Below are 23589 nucleotides of genomic sequence, written 5' to 3'. Positions count from 1 at the left end.
TTCAGCGCCGGGTGCCCATGCCGACGAGGGTGCGCTCGTACGGGTCGAGGAGGGCGCCGCGCACCGAGGTGCCGACGCCGGTGATGATCCGCTGATGCACCAGCGGTACAACGGCGTCGGTCCCGAGGATCTCCGCTTCGGCGGCCATCGCGGCGTCCTGTCGCTCGGCGGTGTCGACGGCGTCCTCGGCCTTCGCGACGGCCCGGTCGACGTCCTTGTCGCAGAGCTGGGCGATGTTGTAGCCGCCGTCGCAGGTGTAGTCGCTCGCGAGCACGGACACGGGGTCGCCGGTGTCGACGAGGGTGTTGCGGGCGAGGACGAAGGCGTCGAACTTCCCCGCGAGGGCGTCGCTCTCCAGCCGCGAGTACTCGCGCACTTCGAGGGTGACGTCGAACCCGGCCTTCTCCAGCTGCTGCTTGAGCACCTGGGCGACTTCGGGGAGTTCGGGCCGGTTGTCGTAGGTGGCGAGGGTGATTTTCCTGTCGTCCGGTTCGGCGGCCTCGGCCCTTCCCACCGGCTGCTGCCGCTTGCCCTCGGCCCAGGTGACGGCGGGCCCGTAGATCCCGGCACCGGCGTCGGCGTACCCCTCGTACACATCCTCGGCGAGCACGGAGGTGTCGACGGCCTGCCGGGCGGCGGCTCGCAGCGCGGCGTCCTTGAAGGGCCCGGACCGGGAGTTGAGCAGCAGGCTGGTGGTCCGTGTGGTGGCGGTGGCCTCGCGGACGCCCTTGTCGAGGGAGGCGGCCTGGGCGACGGGAACGGCCTCGGCGAGGTCGATCTGCCCGGTGCGCAGCGCACTGGTACGGGCGGTGCCGTCCGGGATGAACTTGACGTCGATCCCGGGCGCCTGGGCGCGACCGCCCCAGTAGTCGTCGTACCGGTCGAGGGTGGCGGCGGTGCTGCCCAGGACCTTGGTCAGCTCGAAGGGCCCGGTGGCGGTACCGACGAGATCGACGCGATCGTCGGCGCCGTAAGCCTTGGCGGCGAGAACGGCCAGTGAAGGACTGGACAGCCGCAGCGGCAGCACGGGGTCGGGATCGTCGGTGGTGATCCGTACGTCCGTGTCACCGGCGGCCTTGGCGGTGAGCCCGACGCCGGCGAGGGCGGCGGGGGCGGGCTTGGCCTCGGTGGCGTGCGTGAGGGAGGCGGCGACGGCGGCCGGGGTGACGGCGGTGCCGTCCTGGAAGGTGGCCTCCCGCAGGCTGAACACCCACGTACGCTCCCCCTTCCGCCGCCAGGAAGCGGCCAGCGCGGGAGCGGCGGCGCCATTGGCATCGAGCGAGGTCAGCCCCTCGGTCACGCCGAGTCGGGTGAGGATGGTCGCGTCGGCGCCGTACGGCGACAGATTCTCGGCCGGCGGAAAGGCGAGCCCGACGCGCAGCCGTGAGCCGGCGGAGGCGTCGTCGGCGGAACCGCTGCCGGAGGAGGCGAAGCAGCCGGTGAGCACGGGAGCGAGCAGGAGGGCAAGAAGCAGACGCAGTCGGCGCACGGTCGTTCTACCGCCCCATCGGTATCTCGAAATGAACGATCCCCTGCCCACCACCGGGCTCGCCCCGCTCGTCATGCACGACCTTCCCGATCGACCGCCAGAACGCCTCGGCCCCTTCAACTGCCGGATCGGTATGCAGATACACGGCCCGATACCCCCCGTCCGCGACAGCGAAGTCCACCAACTCCCGAACAAGCCGCCGAGCCAGCCCCCGCCGCCGATGCGCAGGCCGCACATAGACCCGCCGAAGCTGCGCGGTCTCCCCCGAGGGGTACCGCTCGGCAAGCTCACGCGGGTTCGGTGGGTGAGCGGGGCCTCGGGAGTCGAGGGCGGCGGTGGCGACGATGTCTCCGTCATCGGGGTCGAGCGCGACGAGGAGGGTGTGCCGGTCGGCCGCGAGGTAGGCGGCGGCAGGGTCGATGATGTCCCCGTGCCAGCGGGGCACATAGCCACTGCCGAAGTCGCGGTAGACGGTGTCGAGCATCACGGCCCGGGCACCACCGATGTCGTCCGGGCCCGCCGCCCTGATGTCGTAGTCACGCACTTGCACATCATATGCAATAGGGCGACGTGGTGATCACCGCCGACCCGCCCCACAGCGACTCCGGAGCGAGGGCTCGTCCCGTCCCTCGACAGACTTCCGGCGCGATGTGGCCCAGATCACTCGTCGCGAGTGCAGCGCCACAGGGGTGCCAGGGCCTTCTCACAGGTGTAGGTGACCGGCGACAGCAGGGACGTGTGGATGCAGCGGGCTCGGGACGGTGAGTTCGACGGCTTTGTGGCGGCCCGGTGGTCGGGGCTGCTCCATCTCGCACGCCTGCTCACCGGAGGGGATCGGCATCGTGCCGAGGATCTGCTGCAGGAGTCCTTGGTCAAGCTCTGGTTCGTCTGGGCGAAGGTCGGCGAGGAGGCGCCCGAGGCATACGTCCGCAAGGTCATGGCACGGGCCGCCGCGCGGTCGGCGCGACGGCGGTGGTGGGGCGAGCGGCCCGTCGACGAGGTGCCCGAGGTGGCGCTGCCGGGCGATGTGTCCGCGGCCGTCGCCGAGCGGTCACGGCTCGAAACCGCGCTCGCGCAGTTGTCCGCCCAGCAGCGGGCCGCCGTGGTGCTGCGCTACTACCAGGACCTGCCCGACCGGCAGGTCGCGGAGGTGTTGGGCTGCCCGGTGGGCACCGCCCGCTCGCACGCCTCCCGCGGAGTCGCCCGGCTGCGGCAACTCCTGTCCGATGTCATCGAGCCGGTGGGGTGAAGGAGGAGCCATGGACCACTTCGAAGAGCAGCTCGCGCAGTTGATGCGCTCCTCCCAGGAGTACACCCCCTTCGAGCCCCGGCAGCGGGAGCGACTCCATGACGCAGTGCGGATCCGTCGTCGGCTCCGTGCCGCCCGTAACGCCGCCGGATCGGTGCTCGCGGTCGCCGTACTCGCGCTCGCCCTGCTGCTGCGACCCGGCGGGACGGAGCACGTCGAGCCCAGCTCTCCGGCTCCCGCGCCCAGCTCCACGGTGCCGGGCCCGACTTCGACGCCGACATCGGATCAGCCGAGCACGACGCCGACGTCCACCGACGCGTCCACAACCGCGTCCACCGACGCATCCACTGACACGGCCACCACCACATCCACCCCCACGGACACCTCCCAGCCCACCTCGCCGCCGGTCTCGGCCACGGAATCGGCATCGGGCCCCCCGCCGGAGACCACCACACCGCCCGAGACCACCGAACCGTCAGAGACCACCACGCCGTCCGGGGCCACCACCCCCTGACCGCACCCCGCGCCCCCGTAACACCCCGCCCCGGCCGGCTTCGGCATGCCCGACGGCAGAGCACAGACAAGGACGAACAGTGACAAAGCAACGGGAGCAGCTCAAACCACGGCGCCCCATAGACGTCGACCCCCGCGCCCTCGTTCTCGACCTCGTCGTCCCCGTCTTCAACGAGGAGGCGGAGCTCGAACGCAGCGTGCGCCGGCTCCATGCCCACCTCCGCGCGGGCTTCCCGTACCCCTTCCGCATCACCGTCGCCGACAACGCCAGCACGGACGCCACACCCGCCATCGCCGCTCGCCTCGCCCGCGAGCTGCCGGAGGCACAGTGGCTGCGGCTGGAGGAGAAGGGGCGCGGCCGAGCCTTGCGGGCGGCCTGGTCGCGGTCGTCGGCGCCGGTGCTGGCGTACGTCGATGTCGATCTGTCGACCGAACTGGCCGCGTTGCTCCCGCTCGTCGCGCCCCTCATCTCCGGGCACTCCGATCTCGCCATCGGGACCCGGCTTGCGCCCGGTTCCCGCGTGATCCGGGGCCCCAAACGGGAGTTCATCTCCCGCGGCTACAACACCCTGCTCCGCTCCACCCTGGCCGTCGGGTTCTCCGACGCGCAGTGCGGGTTCAAGGCGGTACGACGCGATGTCGCCGAGCAGTTGGTGCCGTTGGTGCGGGACGAGGAGTGGTTCTTCGACACCGAGCTGCTGGTGATCGCCGAACGGGCCGGGCTGCGCATCCACGAGGTGCCGGTCGACTGGGTGGACGACCCGGACAGCCGCGTCGACATCCTCGCCACCGCCCTCGCCGACCTGCGCGGAATCGCCCGTATCGGCACGTCACTGGCCCGCGGCAGACTGCCCTCCGAAGGAACACGCCCAGGACTGCTCCCCCAACTCCTGCGCTTCGCCCTCGTCGGCGCCCTGAGCACCCTCGCCCACCTCCTGCTCTACGCCGCCCTGCGCCCGGCGACCGGAGCGCAGGCCGCCAACGCGCTGGCGCTCCTGGTGTGCGCGGTGGCCAACACGGCCGCGAACCGCCGGTTTGCCTTCGGTGTACGCGGCCGGGACGGGGCGCTCCGGCATCAGGCCCGCGGCCTGCTGGTCTTCGTCCTGGGCCTGACGCTCAGCTCCGGCGCGCTCGCCGCGCTCCACCTCGCGACACCCGACGCCTCACCGCGCACGGAACTGGCCGTACTCGTCGCCGCCAACCTCACCGCGACCCTGCTGCGGTTCCTCCTCTTCCGCGCCTGGGTGTTCCGCAAGGGAGCCCGATGAACGCCACCGACACCAGACCGACCTGGAACGCCCGCCTCACCGAGGCCCAGCCACCGCACCCGCTGCGCAAGGCCGCCGCACACTACGGCCCCGTACTCGCCCTCTACGGCACCCTGAAGCTGATCGGCTTCACCGTCTTCCTCTACCTGCTGCACTCCGCGGGCGACTTCCGCGAGAAGCACCCCCGCTTCGGTGGCGGCGCACACCCCTGGGATGTGCTCGCCACTTGGGACGGCTGGTGGTACCAGCAGGTCGCGCAGCACGGCTACGACCCGGCACTCGTCCCGGTCCCCGGCGCCACCGGAATGATCACCATCGAAGGCAACTCGGCCGCCTTCTTCCCGCTCTACCCAGCACTGATGCGCCTGGTCTCCGAGGCCACCGGCCTGGGTTCGTACGGCGCCGGCCTGTTCGTCTCCGTCGTCGCGTCCTTCGCGGCGGCCCTCGGGATCTACACGGTCGCCGAACGCTTCGGCGGCCGACGGACCGGCCTGGCCGCGGCCGGACTGTGGGCCGTATGGCCCGGCTCGGGCGTCGAGTGGGCGGTCTACTCCGACTCCCTCTACGTCGCCCTGGCCGCCTGGGCCTGTCACACCATGCTGATCCGCAACTGGCTCACCGCCGGCCTCCTCACCTTCCTCGCCGGCCTCAACCGCCCCACCGCCGGCGCCCTGATCGCGGCCCTGGGCGTCGCCGTCGCCCTCGCCCTGCACCGGCATCGACGGGAGGAGGGCGTCGTACGACCGCTGCTCGCGCTGGCCATCGCACCGCTCGGCCTCTTCGGCTACCTGGCCTGGGTCGGACACCGCATGGGCGACTACGGCGGCTACTTCAAACTCCAGGACGGCGCCTGGGCGCACACCTTCGACTACGGCGACCAGACCCTGGACGTCCTCACCTCCGTCCCGGTGGGCCACTTCGACTATCTCTTCGCCTACCCCTTCGCGGATGTCGTCGGCGTCGGCACGGTCGTGCTCGCCTTCACGATGCTCGGGCTGCTCTTCCGCCACCGTCCACCGGCGCCACTCGTGGTCTACACGGCCCTGACCCTGGCCCTGATCCTCGGCAGCCAGCAGATCTTCGCCAACGTCTCCCGCTACCTCCTCCCCGCGTTCCCCCTCTTCCTTCCCCTCGCCTTCGCCCTGCGCCGCCTCAGCCCCCTGATGATGTGCTGGCCCCTGGGCATCGCGGCGGCGGCCTCCGGGTCGTACGCGGGGTATGTGCTCTTCGAGCTCGGGGTGCCGTAGAGGAGGCTCGCGCTCAGCCGTTGACGAAGGTCAGGCTGGTCGGGGGACCGTTCTACGGCGAGGGCGGCGAGGTTCTCCTCCAGGTACCGCTGCCGCCGGGTGCGCCACGATCGCCAGGTTCCGTTGGAGGTTGCCGTCGGCGAAACGGGGCGGGCTGCGGCGTACGTCGTAGACCGGGGCGCCCGTACGCAGAAACAGCTTGTGCGGACCGAGGAGAGCCTCGATCCGCACAAGCTGGGATGTGTCCGAGGGGGGACTTGAACCCCCACGCCCGATAAAGGGCACTAGCACCTCAAGCTAGCGCGTCTGCCATTCCGCCACCCGGACTAGGTGTCTGTCGCCTTGCGGGGGGTGTTCCCCGCGGCGACAGGGACAACAATACCAAGGTTTCGGAGCGCCCTTCACCTGCATATCCGTCGACTGAGGGGCACATCCGGAGCCTCCGGCGGAAGGTTTCACCAAGAGCGATGAAGTGCTCACCCTGGGGTGTTCGTGGCGTGATCCTCGCAGGTCAGCGTCCGTGAGCTCGACGCCAGCTTGACCTGCGCGAGCCAGAGGAGGTGGCCGAGACGGGAGTCCTGGCGGGCGCCGGGGTGTGGGTCGGGGGACGCGAGAGGCTTGTCACGAACCATGCGCAGACTGTAGCGATCAGCTTCCGCACAGACCCGATCATCACCCGACCCGATCATCGAGCGTTCCGGCCGCCTCCGACGGCATCTCCCTTTCTTACGGCATGAGGACGGCATCCCCTCTCTTACGGCGGTACTCCGGTCTCACGGCATGAGGTGGTACTCCGGGAAGTTCCCCGGCAACCGCTCCCCCGCCGGCCCTCGCGTCACCGCTCGCACCAGCAGCTCCCCGCCGACGAAGGCGCCACGCCAGGACGCGCCGAACCCGCCGAACAGCTCGTCGCGGTCGCCGCGGGAGCGCGGTGTGCCGTGGCCGACCTTGAAGGCGCGGATCTGCGGGGCGAGGCGGTCGAAGGCCGACCGGTCGTCCGTGGACAGCGTGGCGACCAGGGCGCCGTTGGAGGCGTTCATGGCGGCCAGCAGTTCGGCCTCGGTGTCGACCAGGACGATGGTGTCGACCGGCCCGAACGGCTCCGCGTGATGCAGCGGCGAGGACGGCGGCGGATTGAGCAGCGTGACGGGCTGGACGTACGCCGCGGTGTCCTGGCCGGGCAGGAAGCGGGCGTCGGCCAGGCTGCCGCGGTGCAGCGGAACGGCGCCCCGGTCGACGGCCTCGGCGACCTGGTCGTGCAGCTCCTTGGCCTTGGCCGCGTTGATCACCGGACCGAAGTCCAGCGCCGGGTAGGGGTCGTCGGGGTGCTCGACGGCCAGCGGGTGGCCGACCCTGAGTGTGCGCACCGCCGGGAGGTACGCCGCCAGGAACTCGTCGAACAGCGTGCGTTGGACGACGAAGCGCGGGTACGCCGTGCAGCGCTGTTTGCCGTAGTCGAAGAGCTTGGGCACGACCGCCTTGAGCGCGTCCCAGTCCGTGTAGTTCCAGATGCCCCAGGTGTTGAGTCCTTCCTGTTCGAGTACATGTCGTTTGCCGAGGTCGGCGACGGCAGTTGCCACCGCGGCGCCGGTGTCACGGCCGCCGACAAAGGAGACGCAGCCGATCTCGGGCGCCCGCACCAGCGCCTGGGACAGCTCGCCCCCACTGCCGCTGACGAGGGTGACGGGAATCCCTTCGCGGGCGGCCAGCGCCGAGGCCAGGGTGAGACAGGAAACGCCGCCGTCGGTCGGGGTCTTGGCGATGACCGCGTTGCCTGCCAATACCTGTACCAGTACTGCGTGAACGAGCACGCTCATCGGGTAGTTCCAGCTCGCGATGTTGGAAACCGGGCCGTCCAGCGGGGCCCGTCCGGCGAGCATCGGCTCGATGCCGTCGACGTACCAGCGCACGCCGTCGATCGCCCGGTCGACGTCCGCCTGCGCGAGCCGCCAGGGCTTGCCGATCTCCCAGACCAGCAACAGGGCGAGGAGTTCGCGGTGCTGGGTGAGGGCGTCGAGGGTGGCCGCGACCCGGGCGCGGCGCTCGTCGAGGGGGATGTGCCGCCAGGCGCGGTGCTGGTCGAGCGAGGCGCGTACGGCCCGGTGGGCGGTGGCCCGGTCCAGGCGGGGCGGGCCCGCGATGGGACTGCCGTCGAGGGGGCTGGTGGCGGACAGCGCACGGCCGTCCGCCTGCCAGGTGCCGTTCCAGAGGTTGAGGACACGGTCGTCCCGGAAGGCCTCGGGGGCGACGGCGAGACACCGCTGCCAGGCGTCGGGCCAGGAGGTGCCGGATTTGAGGGTGAGGGAGGTTGGCATGGGGTTGCTCCGCTCTCGGTGCACATTCGGGGGCGGGGGGCGAGCGTTTGGTACGCCTGGACTGCGGCTGCTCGTCGAGGCGCCTGAGCTGGACTACCGCTGCTCTTCGAGCTGCGCGACGTGGACTGACGCTGCTCTTCGAGCCGCGCCGGCTGGACTACCGCCGTTCTTCGAGCCGCGCGAGCACGAGCCTTGCCGTCTCCGTCGGCGTGCTCCCCACCCGTACCCCGGCCGCCTCCAGCGCCTCCTTCTTGGCCGCCGCCGTACCGGAGGAGCCGGAGACGATGGCGCCGGCGTGGCCCATGGTCTTGCCTTCGGGGGCGGTGAATCCGGCGATGTAGCCGACGACGGGCTTGGTGACGTGGTCGCGGATGTACGCGGCAGCGCGTTCCTCCGCATCGCCGCCGATCTCCCCGATGACGACGATGAGTTCGGTGTCGGGGTCGTCCTGGAAGGCGGCGAGGCAGTCGATGTGGGTGGTCCCGATCACCGGGTCACCGCCGATGCCGACGCAGGTCGAGAAGCCGATGTCGCGGAGTTCGTACATGAGTTGGTAGGTGAGCGTGCCGGACTTGGAGACCAGGCCGATACGGCCCGGCTTGGTGATGTCGGCGGGGATGATGCCCGCGTTGGACTGCCCTGGGGTGATCAGGCCGGGGCAGTTGGGGCCGATGACGCGCGTGCCCTTGTCCTTCGCGTATGCCGTGAAGGCGACGGAGTCGTGCACGGGGATGCCCTCGGTGATGACGACCGCGAGGCCGATGCCGGCGTCGGCTGCCTCGACGACGGCGGCCTTGGCGAAGGCGGGCGGCACGAAGACGACGCTGACGTCCGCGCCGGTCTCCGCCATGCCTTCGCCGACCGAGCCGAAGACGGGGACGGCCCGGTCGTCGAAGTCGACGGTGCGGCCCGCCTTGCGGGGGTTGACGCCGCCGACGACGTTGGTGCCGGCCGCGAGCATGCGCCGGGTGTGCTTCATGCCCTCGCCGCCGGTCATGCCCTGGACGAGGACCTTGCTCTCCTTGGTGAGGTAGATCGCCATGGTGTCCCGTCTCCTTAGGCTGAGGTGGCGAGTTGGGCGGCTCGACGGGCGGCGCCGTCCATGGTGGTGGCCTGCTCGACCAGCGGGTGGGCGTGCTCGTCGAGGATGGCGCGGCCGCGCGCCGCGTTGTTGCCGTCGAGGCGCACGACGAGCGGCTTGGTCAACCGCACCTCGTCCAGGGCCTTTACGATGCCGTCGGCGACCGCGTCACAGGCGGTGATGCCGCCGAAGACATTGACGAAGACCGACTTCACGGCCGGGTCGGAGAGGATCACGGACAGTCCGTCGGCCATGATCTGGGCCGAGGCTCCGCCGCCGATGTCGAGGAAGTTGGCGGGGCGGGCACCGCAGCCGGCGACCACGTCGAGCGTCGACATGACGAGTCCCGCGCCGTTGCCGATGATGCCCACCTCGCCGTCGAGCTTGACGTAGTTGAGGCCCTTGGCCGCCGCGGCCGCCTCCAGCGGGTCGTCGTGCGCCTCGCCCTCGGCGCCCCAACGCGCCTGCCGGAAACCGGCGTTGTCGTCGAGAGTGACCTTGCCGTCGAGGGCGAGGATCTGCCCCTGCCGGGTACGGACGAGCGGGTTGACCTCGACGAGCACGGCGTCCTCGCGGACCAGCACCTCCCACAGCCGTACCAGGACGTCGACGGTCTGTGGCGGGAGCCCGGCCGCCTCGGCGATCTCGCTCGCCTTCGCCGAGGTGACGCCCTCGGCCGGGTCGATATGGACGCGGGCCACCGCCTCCGGCCTGCTGGCGGCGACCTCCTCGATCTCCATGCCGCCTTCGGCGGAGGCGATGGCGAGGAAGCGGCCGGCGGCTCGGTCGAGGACGTAGGAGACGTAGAACTCCGTCTCGATGTCCACGGGTTGGGCCAGCATCACCTTGCCGACGAGATGGCCCTTGATGTCCATGCCGAGGATCTGGCGGGCCGTCAGTTCGGCGGCGGCCGGGTCCGCGGCGAGCTTGACTCCGCCTGCCTTGCCGCGCCCGCCCGTCTTCACCTGTGCCTTGACGACGACACGTCCGCCGAGCCGGCGAGCGATCTCGCGCGCCTCCTTCGCCGAGTCCGTCACCTCGGCTCTCGGCACCAAGATGCCGTGTTCCTCGAAGAGTTCCCTTGCCTGGTGCTCGTACAAGTCCATTCCGGCTCCTGACTCAAAAGTGCCGCACGCCCCCTGGACACCACCCACCGGATGCGGGATAACAAGCTTCATACAGTATTCGTCGACTGTATGCAATGTACCGCGAGAGCCGCTCCAACCCCCTACGAAGGGACAGGACTTCGCCATGCCCGACGACACCCAGGACGTCATTTCCGGTGGTCATCTCGTAGCCAAGGCCTTGAAGGCCGAGGGGGTCGACCGCATCTACACCTTGTGCGGCGGCCACATCATCGACATCTACGACGGCTGCGTCGACGAGGGCATCGAAGTCGTCGATGTACGCCACGAGCAGGTCGCCGCGCACGCCGCCGACGGTTACGCCCGCATCACCGGCAAGCCCGGCTGCGCCGTCGTCACCGCGGGTCCCGGTACGACCGACGCGGTCACCGGCGTCGCCAACGCCTTCCGCGCCGAGTCCCCGATGCTGCTGATCGGCGGCCAGGGGGCCCTCACCCAGCACAAGATGGGGTCCCTGCAGGACCTCCCGCACGTCGACATGATGACGCCGATCACCAAGTTCGCGGCGGCCGTGCCGGACACGGCGCGCGCGGCGGACATGGTGTCCATGGCGTTCCGCGAGTGCTACCACGGCGCGCCCGGGCCCTCCTTCCTGGAGATCCCCCGGGACGTCCTCGACGCCAAGGTGCCCACGGCCAAGGCGCGCGTGCCCCGGCCCGGCGCCTACCGCGCCTCGACCCGCTCCGCCGGCGACCCCGAGGCGATCGAGAAGCTCGCCGACCTGCTCGTACACGCCGAGAAGCCCGCGATCCTGCTGGGCAGCCAGGTGTGGACGACCCGCGGCACCGAGGCCGCCATCGAGCTGGTCCGCACCCTCAACATCCCCGCGTACATGAACGGCGCCGGACGCGGCACCCTGCCGCCCGGCGACCCGCATCACTTCCAGCTCTCACGCCGGTACGCCTTCTCGGGCGCCGACGTCATCGTCATCGTCGGTACGCCCTTCGACTTCCGCATGGGCTACGGCAAGCGGCTGTCGCCGGACGCGACCGTCGTACAGATCGACCTCGACTACCGGACCGTCGGCAAGAACCGCGACATCGACCTCGGCATCGTCGGCGACGCGGGACTGGTGCTCAAGGCGGTCACCGAGGCCGCCTCCGGACGCCTCAACGGCGGCGCGTCCAAGCGCAAGGAGTGGCTGGACGAGCTGCGCTCGGCCGAGCAGACCGCGATCGAGAAGCGGCTGCCGCACCTGCGCTCGGACGCCTCCCCCATCCACCCGTACCGACTGGTGAGCGAGATCAACGACTTCCTCACCGAGGACTCCATCTACATCGGCGACGGCGGGGACATCGTCACCTTCTCCGGTCAGGTGGTGCAGCCCAAGTCGCCCGGCCACTGGATGGACCCGGGCCCGCTCGGCACCCTCGGCGTCGGCGTCCCCTTCGTCCTCGCGGCCAAGCAGGCACGCCCGGACAAGGAGGTCGTCGCCCTCTTCGGCGACGGCGCCTTCTCCCTCACCGGCTGGGACTTCGAGACCCTGGTCCGCTACAACCTCCCCTTCGTCGGCATCGTCGGCAACAACTCCTCGATGAACCAGATCCGTTACGGCCAGAAGGCCAAGTACGGCGAGGCACGCGAGCGCGTCGGCAACACCCTCGGCGACGTCCACTACGACAAGTTCGCGCAGATGCTGGGCGGTTACGGCGAGGAGGTCCGCGACCCCGCCGACATCGGCCCCGCGTTGCAGCGCGCCCGCGAGTCTGGGAGGCCCTCGCTGATCAACGTCTGGGTCGACCCGGACGCATACGCCCCCGGAACCATGAACCAGACCATGTACAAGTGAGGTGGCTCCCATGACTGGAACGCCTACCAAGGCCCTCGAAGGCATCCGCGTCCTGGACATGACGCACGTCCAGTCCGGTCCCTCCGCGACCCAGCTGCTCGCCTGGCTCGGCGCGGACGTCGTCAAGCTGGAGGCGCCGACCGGCGACATCACGCGCAAGCAGCTGCGTGACCTCCCCGAAGTGGACTCCCTCTACTTCACGATGCTCAACTGCAACAAGCGGAGCATCACCCTCAACACCAAGACCGAGCGCGGCAAGGAGCTTCTCACCGAGCTGATCCGGCGCTCCGACGTCATGGTCGAGAACTTCGGTCCGGGCGCGGTCGACCGGATGGGCTTCACCTGGGACCGCATCCAGGAGATCAATCCACGGATCGTCTATGCCTCCATCAAGGGGTTCGGGGACGGCCCGTACACCAACTTCAAGGCGTACGAGGTCGTCGCGCAGGCCATGGGCGGGTCGATGTCGACGACCGGCTTCGAGGACGGACCGCCGCTGGCGACGGGGGCCCAGATCGGGGACTCGGGCACGGGCGTCCACGCGGTGGCGGGGATTCTCGCGGCGCTGTTCCAGCGCGAGACCACCGGGCGTGGTCAGCGGGTGAACGTGGCCATGCAGCACGCGGTGCTCAACCTCTGCCGGGTGAAGCTGCGCGACCAGCAGCGCCTGACCCATGGCCCACTCGCTGAATATCCCAACGAGGACTTCGGCACGGAGGTTCCCCGCTCCGGAAACGCCTCCGGCGGCGGCCAGCCGGGCTGGGCGGTCAAGTGCGCGCCGGGCGGCCCGAACGACTACGTGTACGTCATCGTGCAGCCCGTCGGCTGGAAGCCGCTCAGCGAGCTCATCGGCCGGCCCGAACTGGCCCAGGACCCCGAGTGGGCAACGCCGGAGGCCCGGCTGCCCAAGCTGAACAAGATGTTCCAGCTGATCGAGGAGTGGTCCTCGACCCTGCCCAAGTGGGAGGTGCTGGAGAAGCTCAACGCGCACAACATCCCGTGCGGTCCGATCCTCTCCACCAAGGAGATCATCGAGGACTCCTCGCTGGTCGCCAACGAGATGGTCGTCACCGTGCCGCACCCCGAGCGGGGCGATTTCGTGACCGTCGGCAGCCCGCTGAAGCTGTCCGACTCCCCCGTGGAGGTGACCAGTTCACCGCTGCTCGGCCAGCACAACGAAGAGGTCTTCATCGGCGAGCTCGGCCTCGGTGACGAGGAACTGCGCCTGCTCAAGTCGAACGGAGTGATCTGACGTGATGGCCGAAGACCGGGTCCTGAGGGTGCGCACGCTCCTCGACTCCGTACGGGCCGAGGGACGCACCGCGCTGACCGCGCCCGAGGGCAAGGTGATCGCCGACGCGTACGGGATCGCCGTACCCGGGGAGGAACTCGCCACCGACGTCGACGAGGCGGTGGCGTATGCGGCGCGCTTCGCCGGCCCCGTGGTGATGAAGATCGTCTCTCCGGACATCCTGCACAAGACCGACGCCGGCGGAGTGATCGTCGGCGTGGAGGGTGCGGTCGACGTACGGGCGGCATTCCACAAAATCATCGACAACGCGCGCGCGTACGACGCGTCCGCGCGCATCGAGGGCGTCCAGGTACAGGAACTGCTGCCGAAGGGGCAGGAGGTCATCGTCGGCGCGGTGACGGATCCGACGTTCGGCAAGGTCGTCGCCTTCGGGCTCGGCGGGGTGCTGGTCGAGGTCCTCAAGGACGTCACCTTCCGGCTCGCTCCCCTGGACGCGGACGAGGCGCTGTCGATGCTGGACTCGATCCGGTCGGCGGAGATCCTGCGCGGCGTGCGCGGCCAAGCAGCCGTGGACCGATGGGCGATCGCGGAGCAGATCCGCCGGGTGTCCCAACTGGTCGCGGACTTCCCCGAGATCGCCGAAGTGGATCTCAACCCGGTGATCGCCACGCCGGAGGCCGCGGTCGCCGCCGACATCCGCGTGATCCTCGCCGAGAAGCAGCCGCCGCCCCGCCGGAAGTACACGCGCGAGGAGATCCTCACCTCTATGCGCCGTCTGATGCAGCCCTCCTCGGTCGCCGTGATCGGCGCCTCCAACGAGCAGGGGAAGATCGGCAATTCGGTGATGCGCAATCTCGTCGACGGCGGCTTCGCCGGGGAGATCCATCCGGTGAACCCCAAGGCCGATGACATTCTGGGCCGCAAGGCGTACAAGAGTGTCACGGACGTTCCCGGTGAGGTGGATGTGGCGGTCTTCGCTATCCCCGCCAAGTTCGTGGCCTCGGCCCTGGAGGAGGTGGGACGTAAGAAGATCCCCAACGCCGTGCTGATCCCGTCCGGATTCGCGGAGACCGGGGAACACGAGCTCCAGGCCGAGATCGTGGCCATCGCCGAGCGGCACGGCGTCCGGCTGCTCGGGCCGAACATCTACGGCTACTACTCGACGTGGCAAGACCTGTGCGCCACATTCTGCACGCCTTACGACGTCAAGGGCGGCGTGGCGCTGACCTCGCAGTCCGGTGGCATCGGCATGGCCATCCTGGGCTTCGCCCGCACCACGAAGACGGGTGTGTCGGCGATCGTCGGGCTCGGCAACAAGTCGGATCTGGACGAGGACGACCTGCTGACCTGGTTCGGAGAGGACCCGCACACCGAGTGCATCGCGATGCACCTGGAGGACCTCAAGGACGGGCGCGCCTTTGTGGAGGCCGCTCGGGCGACCGTACCGAAGAAGCCTGTCGTGGTGCTCAAGGCCGGCCGGACCGCCGCTGGAGCCAAGGCGGCCGGATCGCACACGGGGGCCCTCGCGGGCGACGACGCCGTGTACGACGACATCCTGCGGCAGGCCGGGGTCATCCGGGCGCCCGGTCTCAACGACATGCTGGAGTACGCGCGCGCGTTGCCGGTACTTCCCGCCCCCAAGGGCGACAACATCGTGATCATCACGGGGGCCGGCGGCAGCGGGGTGCTGCTGTCCGACGCGGTCACCGACAACGGCCTGTCCCTGATGGAGATCCCGCCCGACCTGGACGAGGCCTTCCGGAAGTTCATCCCGCCTTTCGGGGCCGCGGGCAACCCGGTCGACATCACCGGGGGCGAGCCGCCGTCGACGTACGAGGCGACGATCCGGCTCGGCCTTGAGGATCCTCGCATTCACGCACTGGTCCTCGGCTACTGGCACACCATCGTCACTCCCCCCATGGTCTTCGCCGAGCTCACCGCGCGCGTGGTGGCCGAGTTCCGCGAGCGCGGGATCGAGAAGCCGGTGGTGGCGTCGCTGGCGGGCGACGTCGAGGTCGAGGACGCCTGCCAGTACCTGTACGAGCGAGGGGTCGTGGCGTACCCGTACACGACGGAGAAGCCGGTGGCCGTGCTCGGGGCGAAGTACCGCTGGGCGCGGGCGGCGGGGCTGTTGGGGGGCGGTTCATGAGGTGAGTGGGAACGGGGTCGGCCGACGGTGCGCGTCGGCCGACCCCAGGACCCGTGCGCGCACGAAAGGCATTGGACAGGGGGCGCTGGCCAGAACTTTCGACGCAAGGGGTGCAACGAGCCGTGACAACCACAGACGTTCCTCAGGTCACCGCGTACCGGGAGGTGACCGACAAGAACGGACGCGTCTATCGAGTGGGCGAGTCCGACATCGACATCATGGGGCGCAAACGCAAGTGGATGGTGATCCTGCCCTGGGTGGGCATGATGGGCATCTCCTCCGCGGAATATGCGTTCGCGTCCGCCGAGGAGACAATTCACCAAGCACACCACTGGTCCGAAGGCAGCATCTTCTGGATGCTGACCGTCTGGGTGTTCTTCCAGGCCGCCGTGGCCTTCCCGGCGGGGCGGCTGCGTGAGACCGGCAAGCTGCCCGCGCGTTGGGCGATGATGCTGGGCGCGCTGGGCACACTGATGGGCTATCTGTCTTTGGCCTACGCTCCGCACGTCATGCTCGCCTTCATCGGCTTCGGCATGTTCAGCGGTATGGGCGCGGGCATGGTGTACGCCACCTGCGTCAACATGGTCGGCAAGTGGTATCCGGAGCGAAAGGGCGGCAAGACCGGCTTCGTCAACGGCGGCTTCGCCTATGGCTCGGTGCCCTTCGTCTTCCTGTTCACCACCATGATGGACATCTCCAACTTCAAGGTCGTCCTGGTCTCGGTCGGCGTCTTCCTCGCGCTTGTCGTGGCCGTCGCCGGCTACTACTTCCAGGACCCGCCGAAGAACTGGTGGCCCGCGAATATCGACCCGCTCAACCCGCCGGACGACCCGCGCGCACGCCGCTCCCTGGAGAAGAACCCGCCGGCCGTCCACCAGTACAGCCCCTCGGAGGCCTGGAAGACCGGCCGAGTGGCGCTCATGTGGTTCTGCCTCGCCTGTACGTCGGGCGTGAACATCTTCGGTATCGCCTTCCAGGTCGAAATCGGCGAGCACGCGGGATTCGCCGCCGGAATCGTGGCCACCGCCATGTCGCTCAAGGCGATCGTCAACGGCACCGGGCGCGGCGTCATCGGCTGGCTCTCCGACCTCTACGGCCGCAAGAAGTGCCTGCTGTACGTCTGCGTCATTCTGGGCCTCGCCCAGTTCGGCATCATCTGGTCGGCCGAGATCAAGAACCTGCCGCTGTTCCTGTTCTTCTCCGCGGTCTCCGGCTTCGGCGGCGGTGCCATCTTCCCGATGTTCGCCGCGATGACCGCGGACTACTTCGGTGAGAACAACAACGCGACCAACTACGGCATGGTGTACAGCTCCAAGCTGGTCTCCGGCCTCGGTTCCGGCATGGGAGCCGTCGTCGTGGGGGCCTGGGGACTCAACGGCGCCTTCATCCTGGCCGGCTCCATCTCGTTCGTCGCCGGCTTCGTGGCGCTGTTCCTCAGTCCGCCGGGACGTGACAACAGTAAGAAGCGCATCGTCCCCAACCCGCAACCGCTCGGCGAGGAAACGGCGTGAGATGACGGCACATCCGTAGGCAGCAGACAGCTCGTCCGCACCGCACGACGCCGCACACCGTCCCTACCGCTGTCCCACGTGAGCAATGTCCTGAGCGTATGTATGAGGAGGCCCTCCCCGCGGTGGGGAGGGCCTCCTCATACGGTTACGGCCGTCAGCACTTCTCGCGCAGTGAGTGCAGATGCTCGCTGGAACGCCGGGCGAAGGTGAAGGACTCCGTCGGGTTGTCGTGCTCGGCCTGCCAGTGGTGGGCGAGCCGCTCGCCGCGCAGCCGGGTCACGCCGGAGATGAACCGCTGGTAGTCGATGTCTCCGTCGCCGACGTCGACCATGCGGTAGCCGTACTGGTTCGCCGGGTCGCTGACGCCGTCCTTCACATGGAACAGCGGGTAGCGGTGGGGCTGCTTGAGCACGTAGTCGAGCGGGTCGAAGGGGGCCGGTGTGCCGTCCGGCCGCTTGGAGAAGCGGAACTGGCCCGAGTACGCCCAGAAGATGTCCATCTCCAGGAAGACGAGGTCGGGGTCGGTCTCGGCGAGCAGCACGTCGTAGAGCCGGACCTTGGGGTTGTCGGTGGCGAAGGAGAACTCCTCGGAGTGGTTGTGCTGGTAGAACTTCATGCCGCGCGCCCTGGCCGCCGCGCCGTAGGTGTTGAATTCCTCGGCGGCGCGCTTCCAGGCGTCGACGGTCGAGCCGTAGCGGAACGGGCCGGACGCGGTACCGATGTGCTTGAGCCCAAGGGCCTGGGCGTCGTTAGGACCTTGGTGAGGTTGGTGGCGAAGGTGTAGGCGTTCGGATCGTTGGAGTAGTAGCCGACATGGCTGCCGATCGGGTTCAGACCGTGGTTCCTGGCCAGCCGCTTGAGCTGGGCGAGGGTGATCGCGCCTGCCGAACCCTGGCTGTAGCCGGCGAACTCGACCTCGTCGTAGCCGTACTTCTCCAGCTCGGCGAAGACTGCGGCGAAGCCGAGGGTGGAGACCTTGTCGCGCAGGCTGTAGAGCTGGATGCCGAGCCGACCGGGCGGCAGGACGGGGCGGCCGCGGCCCGCGGCGGAGGTCTCGGCGTCGGTGGCGGCGGTGGCGGGGGTCGCCGCCGCGCCGAGCAGGGCGGCGGCGGTGGCCCCCGCGGCGACGCCGAGCATGCCGCGTCTGCTGAGGCGGTGGGTGAGTTCGGGGTCGGTCTGAGTGGTGCGGCTCATGCTGGAACTCCTCGTGGTCACGGGGCGTTGTCAGTGGTGAGTGCTTCACTTGGGACCAGTCGGACCTGGTGGGTTCATCCCTCAGGTGAGACCGGCGAGTTGGAGCAGCAGTGACTTCACGTCGGTGGCCGCGAGGCGGTCGCCGACAGCGCGGGGGGTGGAGCAGATGAGGAGCGGACCGTCGTCGTCGCTCGCGGGAAGGCGCCCGTGGCTGCCGCGAATAGGTGAGGGATCCAGGGGCACGACCGCCATGCGGTAGCGCATGCCGAGTTTCTTGCGCGCCAGCGCGGTGGCGGCCTTGACCTTGACGTACGGGTCGAGCGGGTCCATGAAGAGTTCGACCGGGTCGTAGCCGGGTTTGCGGTGGATCTCGACCAGTCGCGCGAAGTCGGGCGCGCGGTCGTCGTCGAGCCAGTAGTAGTACGTGAACCAGGCGTCCGGCTCCGCGACGGCGACGAGTTCGCCGGAGCGCGGATGGTCGAGATGGTGCGCCTTCTTGCCCTCGTCGTCGAGGAGTTGCTCCAGGCCGGGCAGCCCGTCGAGCGCGGCCCGGGTCGCGTCGAGGTCCTCGGGGCGGCGCACATACACATGGGCGATCTGGTGATCGGCGACGGCGAAGGCGCGGGACGCCATCGCGTCCAGGTACTCCATGCCGTCCTGTGTGTGCACCTCCAGCAGACCCGCGCGGCGCAGGGCGCGGTTGAGGTCGACGGGGCGGCTCACGCGGGTGATGCCGTACTCGGACAGGGCGACGACGGTACGGCCTTCCGCGCGGGCGTCGTCCAGAAGCGGGGCGAGGGCGGTGTCCAGATCGGCGGCCGCCTTCAGGGAGCGCGGGTCGTCGGGGCCGAAGCGCTGCAGGTCGTAGTCGAGGTGAGGGAGGTAGCAGAGCGTCAGGTCAGGGTGCCGGGTGCCCATGATGTGGCGGGTCGCATCGATGATCCAGCGGCTGGAGACCAGGTCGGCGCCGGGGCCCCAGAAGTGGAAGAGCGGGAAGGTACCCAGTTTCTCGGTGAGTTCGTCGTGCAGGGCCGCCGGCCGCGTGTAGCAGTCGGGTTCCTTGCGGCCGTCGGCGTAGTAGACGGGTCGGGGGGTGACGGTGAAGTCGGTGTCGGCGCCCATGGCGTACCACCAGCAGATGTTGGCGACGGTGTAGCCGGGGTGGGCGCGGCGGGCGGCGTCCCAGAGTTTGTCGCCGGCGACCAGGCCGTTGTGCTGGCGCCACAGGAGTACGTCGCCGAGTTCGCGGAAGTACCAGCCGTTGCCGACGATCCCGTGCTCAGACGGGTGAGTGCCGGTGAGGAAGGTGGACTGGGCGGCGCAGGTGACGGCGGGCAGCACGGTGCCGAGGGCGGCACGGGAGCCGGACTGGGCGAGCTGCTTGAGGTGGGGCATGTGGTCGAGGAGACGGGGGGTGAGGCCGACGACGTCGAGGACGAGGAGCGGGGTGGGACCCGTGCCCGGGGCGGTCCGTGGGGTGCTCGTGCTCATGGGAGCTCCTTGAGGCCGAGGTCCGTCAACAGGTCGCGGGCGAGGGTGAGTTCGGCGGCGATGCCGTCGGCGAGCTGGGTCCGGGTGCTGGGGCGCAGCTCGGGTGGGAGGGCCTGCCAGGTGTAGGTCTCGACCTCCAGATGGCGGGCGAGCGGGTGCGTGCCGCCGACGAGCCGGGCAAGGGCGGCCTTCAGGACAGGAAGCGTGGAGGTGAGAGGCGCGGCGGGGGCCGCGTGCAGCGGGACATGGAAGTGGGCGCGCCAGGGCGCCGCGTCGGGGAGCGCCTGGCCGCCGAGGGCCTCGCCGAGGTCGTCGGTGCCGCGTAGGCCGGCGGCGGTTCGGGTGCGGGTCTGATGCAGAAAGCGGGGTTCGTCGAAGGCGGCGAGCGCCACGCTGACCTCGGGGAGGTGAGGGTGCTCGGCGTGCAGTGCTGCCGAGAGCTGGGACTTCACGACAAGTATGTGGGACTCGACAAGGGCGTCCAGGGCGGTGTGCGGATCTTCGAAGGAGGTGGCGAGGTGACAGGTGTCGACGCAGATGCCGATGCGTGGGTGATCGATCGCGGTGAGCGGCGCGATGGCGTCGCCGGTGGTCTCGATGACACAGCCGGGTTCCGGCTCCAGGCCTATGCGGATGGAGCGGCCGGTGAGTTCCTCCAACGCGTCGAGCCGTTCGCCGAGGATGCGCAGCGCGGTGTGGGCCGTGTCGGTGGGCCGGGTGCGCCAGGCGAGCGGGAGGGTGGAGATGCTGCCCTCGTCGACGTCGTCGGGGAGCAGTCCGGCGAGGACGCGGGCGAGGGCGGTGGTGTGGTCGAGGCGCTCGGGGTCGGTCCAGTCGGGCCGATAGACGCGGTACTTGACCTCTTCGGCGCCGAAGCCCTCATAGGGGAAGCCGTTGAGGGTGACCACTTCGAGGCCTCGCCGGTCCAGTTCGCAGCGCAGGCCGCGCAGGGCGGACGGGTCGGTGACGAGGGCATGGGCCGCGTCCCGGGCGAGCCACAGGCCGATGCCCAGGCGGTCGCGGCCGAGGCGGCGGCGGACGGGTTCGCAGTGGTCCCGGAGCTGGGCGAGGACGCCGTCGAGGGTCTCGGCGGGGTGGACGTTGGTGCAGTAGGCGAGGTGGACGGTGGAGCCGTCGGGGTGGCGGAAGCGCATGGCTCACGCACCGCCGCGGAGGATGGAGTTGCCTTCGTGGGTGGCGTCGGTGGCCGCGACGTCCAGGTTCAACCGGCCGCTGAGCCCGTAGAAGGCGACGGGGTTCCGCCACAGGACCCGGTCGACCTCGTCCTCGGTGAAGCCCTCGGCCAGCATCAGGTCGCCGACCCGGCGGGTCTTGAGCGGGTCGCTGCGGCCCCAGTCGGCGGCGGAGTTCACCAGCACCTGCTCGGGGCCATAGGACCGCAGAATGGCGACCATCCGTTCCTCGTCCATCTTGGTGTCGGGATAGACGGAGAAGCCGAGCCAGCAGCCGCTGTCCTTGGCCTCCTTGACGGTCGTCTCGTTGAGGTGGTCGACCAGGACGCGGTCCGGGGGCAGCGCGGACTCCCGGACGACGTCGAGGGTGCGGCGCAGACCGGCCGCCTTGTCGCGGTGCGGGGTGTGCACGAGGGCGGGCAGCTCGTGGTCGGCGGCGAGCTGGAGCTGGGCGGCGAGGGCGGTGTCCTCGGCGGGGGTCATCGAGTCATAGCCGATCTCGCCGACGGCCACGACCTGGTCCTTGACGAGGTAGCGGGGCAGTTCGTCCAGGACGGGCGTGCAGCGCGGGTCGTTGGCCTCTTTGGGGTTGAGGGCGAGCGTGCAGTGGTGGGCGATGCCGTACTGGGCGGCGCGGAAGGGTTCCCAGCCGAGGAGGGAGTCGAAGTAGTCGAAGAACGTGGCCGGCGAGGTGCGGGGCTGGCCCAGCCAGAAGGAGGGCTCGACGACGGCGCGGACGCCTGCGGCGTGCATGGCCTCGTAGTCGTCGGTGGTCCTGGACGTCATATGGATGTGGGGGTCGAAGATGCGCATCAGGACTCCTTGCCGTGGGGGTGGACGTCGCCGTGCGGTGGGGGTGTGGGGCCGGATTCGGTCAGGGCCAGGACGCGGTACAGGTCCTCGGGCACGGGACGGCCCGCGGCGGTGCGTTCGGCCGCGTAGTCGCCGAGCATGCGGGCGAGTTCGGCGTCGGCGTGGGCGCGGCGTTCCAGGTCGGCCACCGCGCTGACGGACACACCGGTGAACAGGCACTTCAGGACGGCGTGCCGCCACTGGTGGGGGTCCAGGTGCCGCGCGGCGTACGGGCCGACGGCGGCGGCTACGAGTCCGGTGTCGTTGGCGCGCAGGGCGTCCTCGACCAGCGGGAGCGCGTCCGGGCCCGGCACGAGGTGGGGCAGGGCGTGCAGGACGGCGCGGCGTTCGGCGCCGGTGCCCTGGAAGTAGACGCGGGTGAGGGCGTCGGTGTCGGCTCGGGCCGCGTGCAGGATGAGGACGCGGGCGGCGTCGGCGTACTCGGCCCCACAGCGGCGACCGGCCTCGGCCAGGCGCAACTCCCATACGGAGATGGGTCCGTGGGTGCCGGGGTGGGCGGCGGCCTCGTCGAGGGCCTGGTCGAGCCAGGCGCGGGCGGCTCCGGTGAGGTGGGGGGTGAGGTGGGCGTGGAGGGTGGGGGGTGGGGTTAGAGGGAGGGGGGTTGGGTGAGGGCTCTCGGTGGGGTGAGGTCCCTGGGCGGGCTGAGGGCTCCCGGTGGACTGGGGGCTCTGGGCCGGCTGGCTCTGAGCGGGCTGGCTCTGGGCGGGCTGGCTCTGGGCGGGCTGGCTCTGGGTGGGCTCAGGATCCTCGGTGGTCCGAGAGCTCTTGGTGGTCCGAGAGTTCTGGTCGTCGTGGGTGCCGTGGTTGTCCGCCGCCGGAGTGCCCGTGGTGGTGGGGCGGAAGTGGGTCATGGGGTGCTCCTTTCGGGGGTGGCCGAGGGCTCGCCGGGGTGCGGGGGCTTGGTGGTGCCCGCTGCGGCGCCGGCGGCGGCGTTGCGGAGGAACGGGAGGGAGAGTTCGGCGTAGTGGGGGCCTGCGTGGGAGTGGCGGGGCAGTTCCACGACGGTCAGGCCCTGGTAGCCGGTGGCGGCGAGGGCCGCGAGGACGGGCGGGAAGTCGATCTCGCCGTCTCCGAAGGGGAGATGTTCATGGACGCCGCGGCGCATGTCCTCGATCTGGACGTGGCGCAGCCAAGGGGCGGCGGCGCGGACGCAGTCGGCGGGAGAGACGGGTTCGAGGCACTGACAGTGGCCGATGTCGAGGGTGAGGCCGAGGGGTTCCGGGTCGCCCAGGATGCGGCGGAGGTGGTGGAAGTCGGGGAGGGTGGCGAGGAGGTGACCGGGCTCGGGTTCGACGGCGAGCGGGACGCCGGCGGACGTGGCCGCGTCCAGGACGGGGGCGAGGGCCTCGGCCAGGCGTTTCCAAGCGGTGTCCGGGTCGGTGCCGTCCGGGGTGATGCCGCTGAAGCAGTGCACGGCGTGGGCACCGAGGTCGGCGGCGATTCGGACGGCACGGACCAGGAGGTCGACGCGGCGGGCTCGGGCGTCCGGGTCGGGGTCGAGCAGGGAGGGGCCGTGTTTGCGGCGCGGGTCGAGCACATAGCGGGCACCGGTTTCGACGGTGACGCCCAGTCCCAGGATGTCCAGACGGTGCGCGACTCGGCTGACCCGGGCGGCGAGGTCCGGGGCCAGCGGGTCCAAGTGCATGTGGTCGAGGGTCAGTCCGACACCGTCGTAGCCGAGGTCGGCGAGGAGGGAGAGGGCATCGTCCAGACGGAGGTCGGCGAGACCGTTGGTGCCGTAGCCGAAACGGAGGGAAGTGGCGGCGAGGGGGTGGCCTGCGGCGGGGGTCATGTGATGCTCGCCTTCCTCTGGAACCGGCGGCCCAGTGG

The 23589-nt window shown here is 70.1% G+C and carries 19 protein-coding genes, 1 tRNA gene and 2 pseudogenes; 8 read left to right on the top strand and 14 right to left on the bottom strand.

Going from position 1 to position 23589, the window contains the following annotated elements:
- Nucleotide 1 precedes the first annotated feature (1 nt).
- Both OHT76_RS35500 and OHT76_RS35495 read right to left on the bottom strand, forming a co-directional pair.
- The gene (locus OHT76_RS35500; RefSeq protein WP_328874953.1) at nt 2-1489 is read right to left on the bottom strand and encodes an ABC transporter substrate-binding protein; all 1488 of its coding nucleotides are present in this window, start codon (nt 1487-1489) and stop codon (nt 2-4) included.
- A 7-nt stretch (nt 1490-1496) separates the two neighbouring features.
- A complete protein-coding gene (locus OHT76_RS35495; RefSeq protein WP_328874952.1) occupies nt 1497-2033 on the bottom strand; it encodes a GNAT family N-acetyltransferase in 537 nt (178 codons plus the stop codon).
- A 198-nt stretch (nt 2034-2231) separates the two neighbouring features.
- Here OHT76_RS35495 and OHT76_RS35490 point away from each other — a divergent pair, with 198 nt between their 5' ends.
- The 4 genes from OHT76_RS35490 (at nt 2232) to OHT76_RS35475 (ending at nt 5766) form a co-directional block, all read left to right on the top strand.
- Nucleotides 2232-2738, top strand: a complete 507-nt coding sequence (locus OHT76_RS35490) for a SigE family RNA polymerase sigma factor (protein WP_328876707.1) — start codon at nt 2232-2234, stop codon at nt 2736-2738.
- Nucleotides 2739-2748: 10 nt separating this feature from the next.
- Nucleotides 2749-3252 carry a hypothetical protein gene (locus OHT76_RS35485; RefSeq protein ID WP_328874951.1) on the top strand — a complete coding sequence of 168 codons (504 nt, stop codon included), beginning with the start codon at nt 2749-2751 and terminating at the stop codon, nt 3250-3252.
- A gap of 79 nt (nt 3253-3331) precedes the next feature.
- Nucleotides 3332-4519: a glycosyltransferase gene (locus OHT76_RS35480; protein WP_443049875.1), complete on the top strand. Its 1188-nt coding sequence runs from the start codon at nt 3332-3334 to the stop codon at nt 4517-4519.
- Nucleotides 4516-5766, top strand: coding sequence for a glycosyltransferase family 39 protein (locus OHT76_RS35475; protein WP_328874950.1), 1251 nt, complete (start codon nt 4516-4518; stop codon nt 5764-5766). The genes OHT76_RS35480 and OHT76_RS35475 overlap by 4 nt, the downstream gene beginning before the upstream one ends.
- A gap of 35 nt (nt 5767-5801) precedes the next feature.
- On the opposite strand, the pseudogene OHT76_RS35470 reads toward OHT76_RS35475, so the two are convergent.
- From OHT76_RS35470 to sucC, 6 genes and pseudogenes are all read right to left on the bottom strand, one after another.
- Nucleotides 5802-5934, bottom strand: a pseudogene (locus tag OHT76_RS35470) (aldo/keto reductase); the annotation flags it as partial.
- Between the two features lie 74 nt (nt 5935-6008).
- A tRNA-Leu gene (locus tag OHT76_RS35465) sits at nt 6009-6093 on the bottom strand.
- A 149-nt stretch (nt 6094-6242) separates the two neighbouring features.
- Complete coding sequence (locus OHT76_RS35460) at nt 6243-6398, bottom strand: hypothetical protein (protein ID WP_328874949.1); 156 nt, start codon at nt 6396-6398, stop codon at nt 6243-6245.
- A 141-nt stretch (nt 6399-6539) separates the two neighbouring features.
- Nucleotides 6540-8081, bottom strand: coding sequence for an aldehyde dehydrogenase family protein (locus OHT76_RS35455; RefSeq protein ID WP_328874948.1), 1542 nt, complete (start codon nt 8079-8081; stop codon nt 6540-6542).
- A gap of 157 nt (nt 8082-8238) precedes the next feature.
- Nucleotides 8239-9123 carry a succinate--CoA ligase subunit alpha gene (gene sucD, locus OHT76_RS35450; protein ID WP_328874947.1) on the bottom strand — a complete coding sequence of 295 codons (885 nt, stop codon included), beginning with the start codon at nt 9121-9123 and terminating at the stop codon, nt 8239-8241.
- A 14-nt stretch (nt 9124-9137) separates the two neighbouring features.
- Nucleotides 9138-10268, bottom strand: a complete 1131-nt coding sequence (sucC, locus tag OHT76_RS35445; protein WP_328874946.1) for an ADP-forming succinate--CoA ligase subunit beta — start codon at nt 10266-10268, stop codon at nt 9138-9140.
- 145 nt (nt 10269-10413) lie between these two features.
- Here sucC and OHT76_RS35440 point away from each other — a divergent pair, with 145 nt between their 5' ends.
- The 4 genes from OHT76_RS35440 to OHT76_RS35425 all read left to right on the top strand — a co-directional run bounded on the left by OHT76_RS35440 (nt 10414) and on the right by OHT76_RS35425 (nt 17008).
- Nucleotides 10414-12096, top strand: coding sequence for a thiamine pyrophosphate-binding protein (locus OHT76_RS35440; RefSeq protein WP_328874945.1), 1683 nt, complete (start codon nt 10414-10416; stop codon nt 12094-12096).
- A gap of 10 nt (nt 12097-12106) precedes the next feature.
- Nucleotides 12107-13348 carry a formyl-CoA transferase gene (gene frc / locus OHT76_RS35435; RefSeq protein WP_328874944.1) on the top strand — a complete coding sequence of 414 codons (1242 nt, stop codon included), beginning with the start codon at nt 12107-12109 and terminating at the stop codon, nt 13346-13348.
- A 4-nt stretch (nt 13349-13352) separates the two neighbouring features.
- The gene (locus OHT76_RS35430) at nt 13353-15497 is read left to right on the top strand and encodes an acetate--CoA ligase family protein (protein WP_328876705.1); all 2145 of its coding nucleotides are present in this window, start codon (nt 13353-13355) and stop codon (nt 15495-15497) included.
- A 122-nt stretch (nt 15498-15619) separates the two neighbouring features.
- Entirely contained in the window at nt 15620-17008 is a 1389-nt protein-coding gene (locus OHT76_RS35425) for an OFA family MFS transporter (protein WP_328874943.1), read from the top strand.
- A 154-nt stretch (nt 17009-17162) separates the two neighbouring features.
- Here OHT76_RS35425 and OHT76_RS35420 read toward each other — a convergent pair.
- The 6 genes and pseudogenes from OHT76_RS35420 to OHT76_RS35395 form a co-directional block, all read right to left on the bottom strand.
- Nucleotides 17163-18202: pseudogene (locus OHT76_RS35420) on the bottom strand (sugar phosphate isomerase/epimerase family protein).
- Nucleotides 18203-18283: 81 nt separating this feature from the next.
- Nucleotides 18284-19693, bottom strand: coding sequence for a nucleotide pyrophosphatase/phosphodiesterase family protein (locus OHT76_RS35415; protein WP_328874942.1), 1410 nt, complete (start codon nt 19691-19693; stop codon nt 18284-18286).
- Entirely contained in the window at nt 19690-20847 is a 1158-nt protein-coding gene (gene eboE, locus OHT76_RS35410) for a metabolite traffic protein EboE (protein ID WP_328874941.1), read from the bottom strand. Before eboE ends, OHT76_RS35415 begins: the two co-directional genes overlap by 4 nt.
- 3 nt (nt 20848-20850) lie before the next feature.
- Nucleotides 20851-21699 carry a TatD family hydrolase gene (locus OHT76_RS35405; protein ID WP_328874940.1) on the bottom strand — a complete coding sequence of 283 codons (849 nt, stop codon included), beginning with the start codon at nt 21697-21699 and terminating at the stop codon, nt 20851-20853.
- Complete coding sequence (locus OHT76_RS35400) at nt 21699-22610, bottom strand: EboA domain-containing protein (RefSeq protein ID WP_328874939.1); 912 nt, start codon at nt 22608-22610, stop codon at nt 21699-21701. The genes OHT76_RS35405 and OHT76_RS35400 overlap by 1 nt, the downstream gene beginning before the upstream one ends.
- Entirely contained in the window at nt 22607-23551 is a 945-nt protein-coding gene (locus tag OHT76_RS35395) for a sugar phosphate isomerase/epimerase family protein (protein ID WP_328874938.1), read from the bottom strand. The genes OHT76_RS35400 and OHT76_RS35395 overlap by 4 nt, the downstream gene beginning before the upstream one ends.
- Nucleotides 23552-23589 lie beyond the last annotated feature (38 nt).

Source organism: Streptomyces sp. NBC_00287, from assembly GCF_036173105.1.
In the GTDB taxonomy this organism is placed as follows: Bacteria; Actinomycetota; Actinomycetes; order Streptomycetales; family Streptomycetaceae; genus Streptomyces.
The sequence above is the reverse complement of the archived record's forward strand: the minus strand, read 5'-3'. Positions and strand labels throughout refer to the sequence as shown.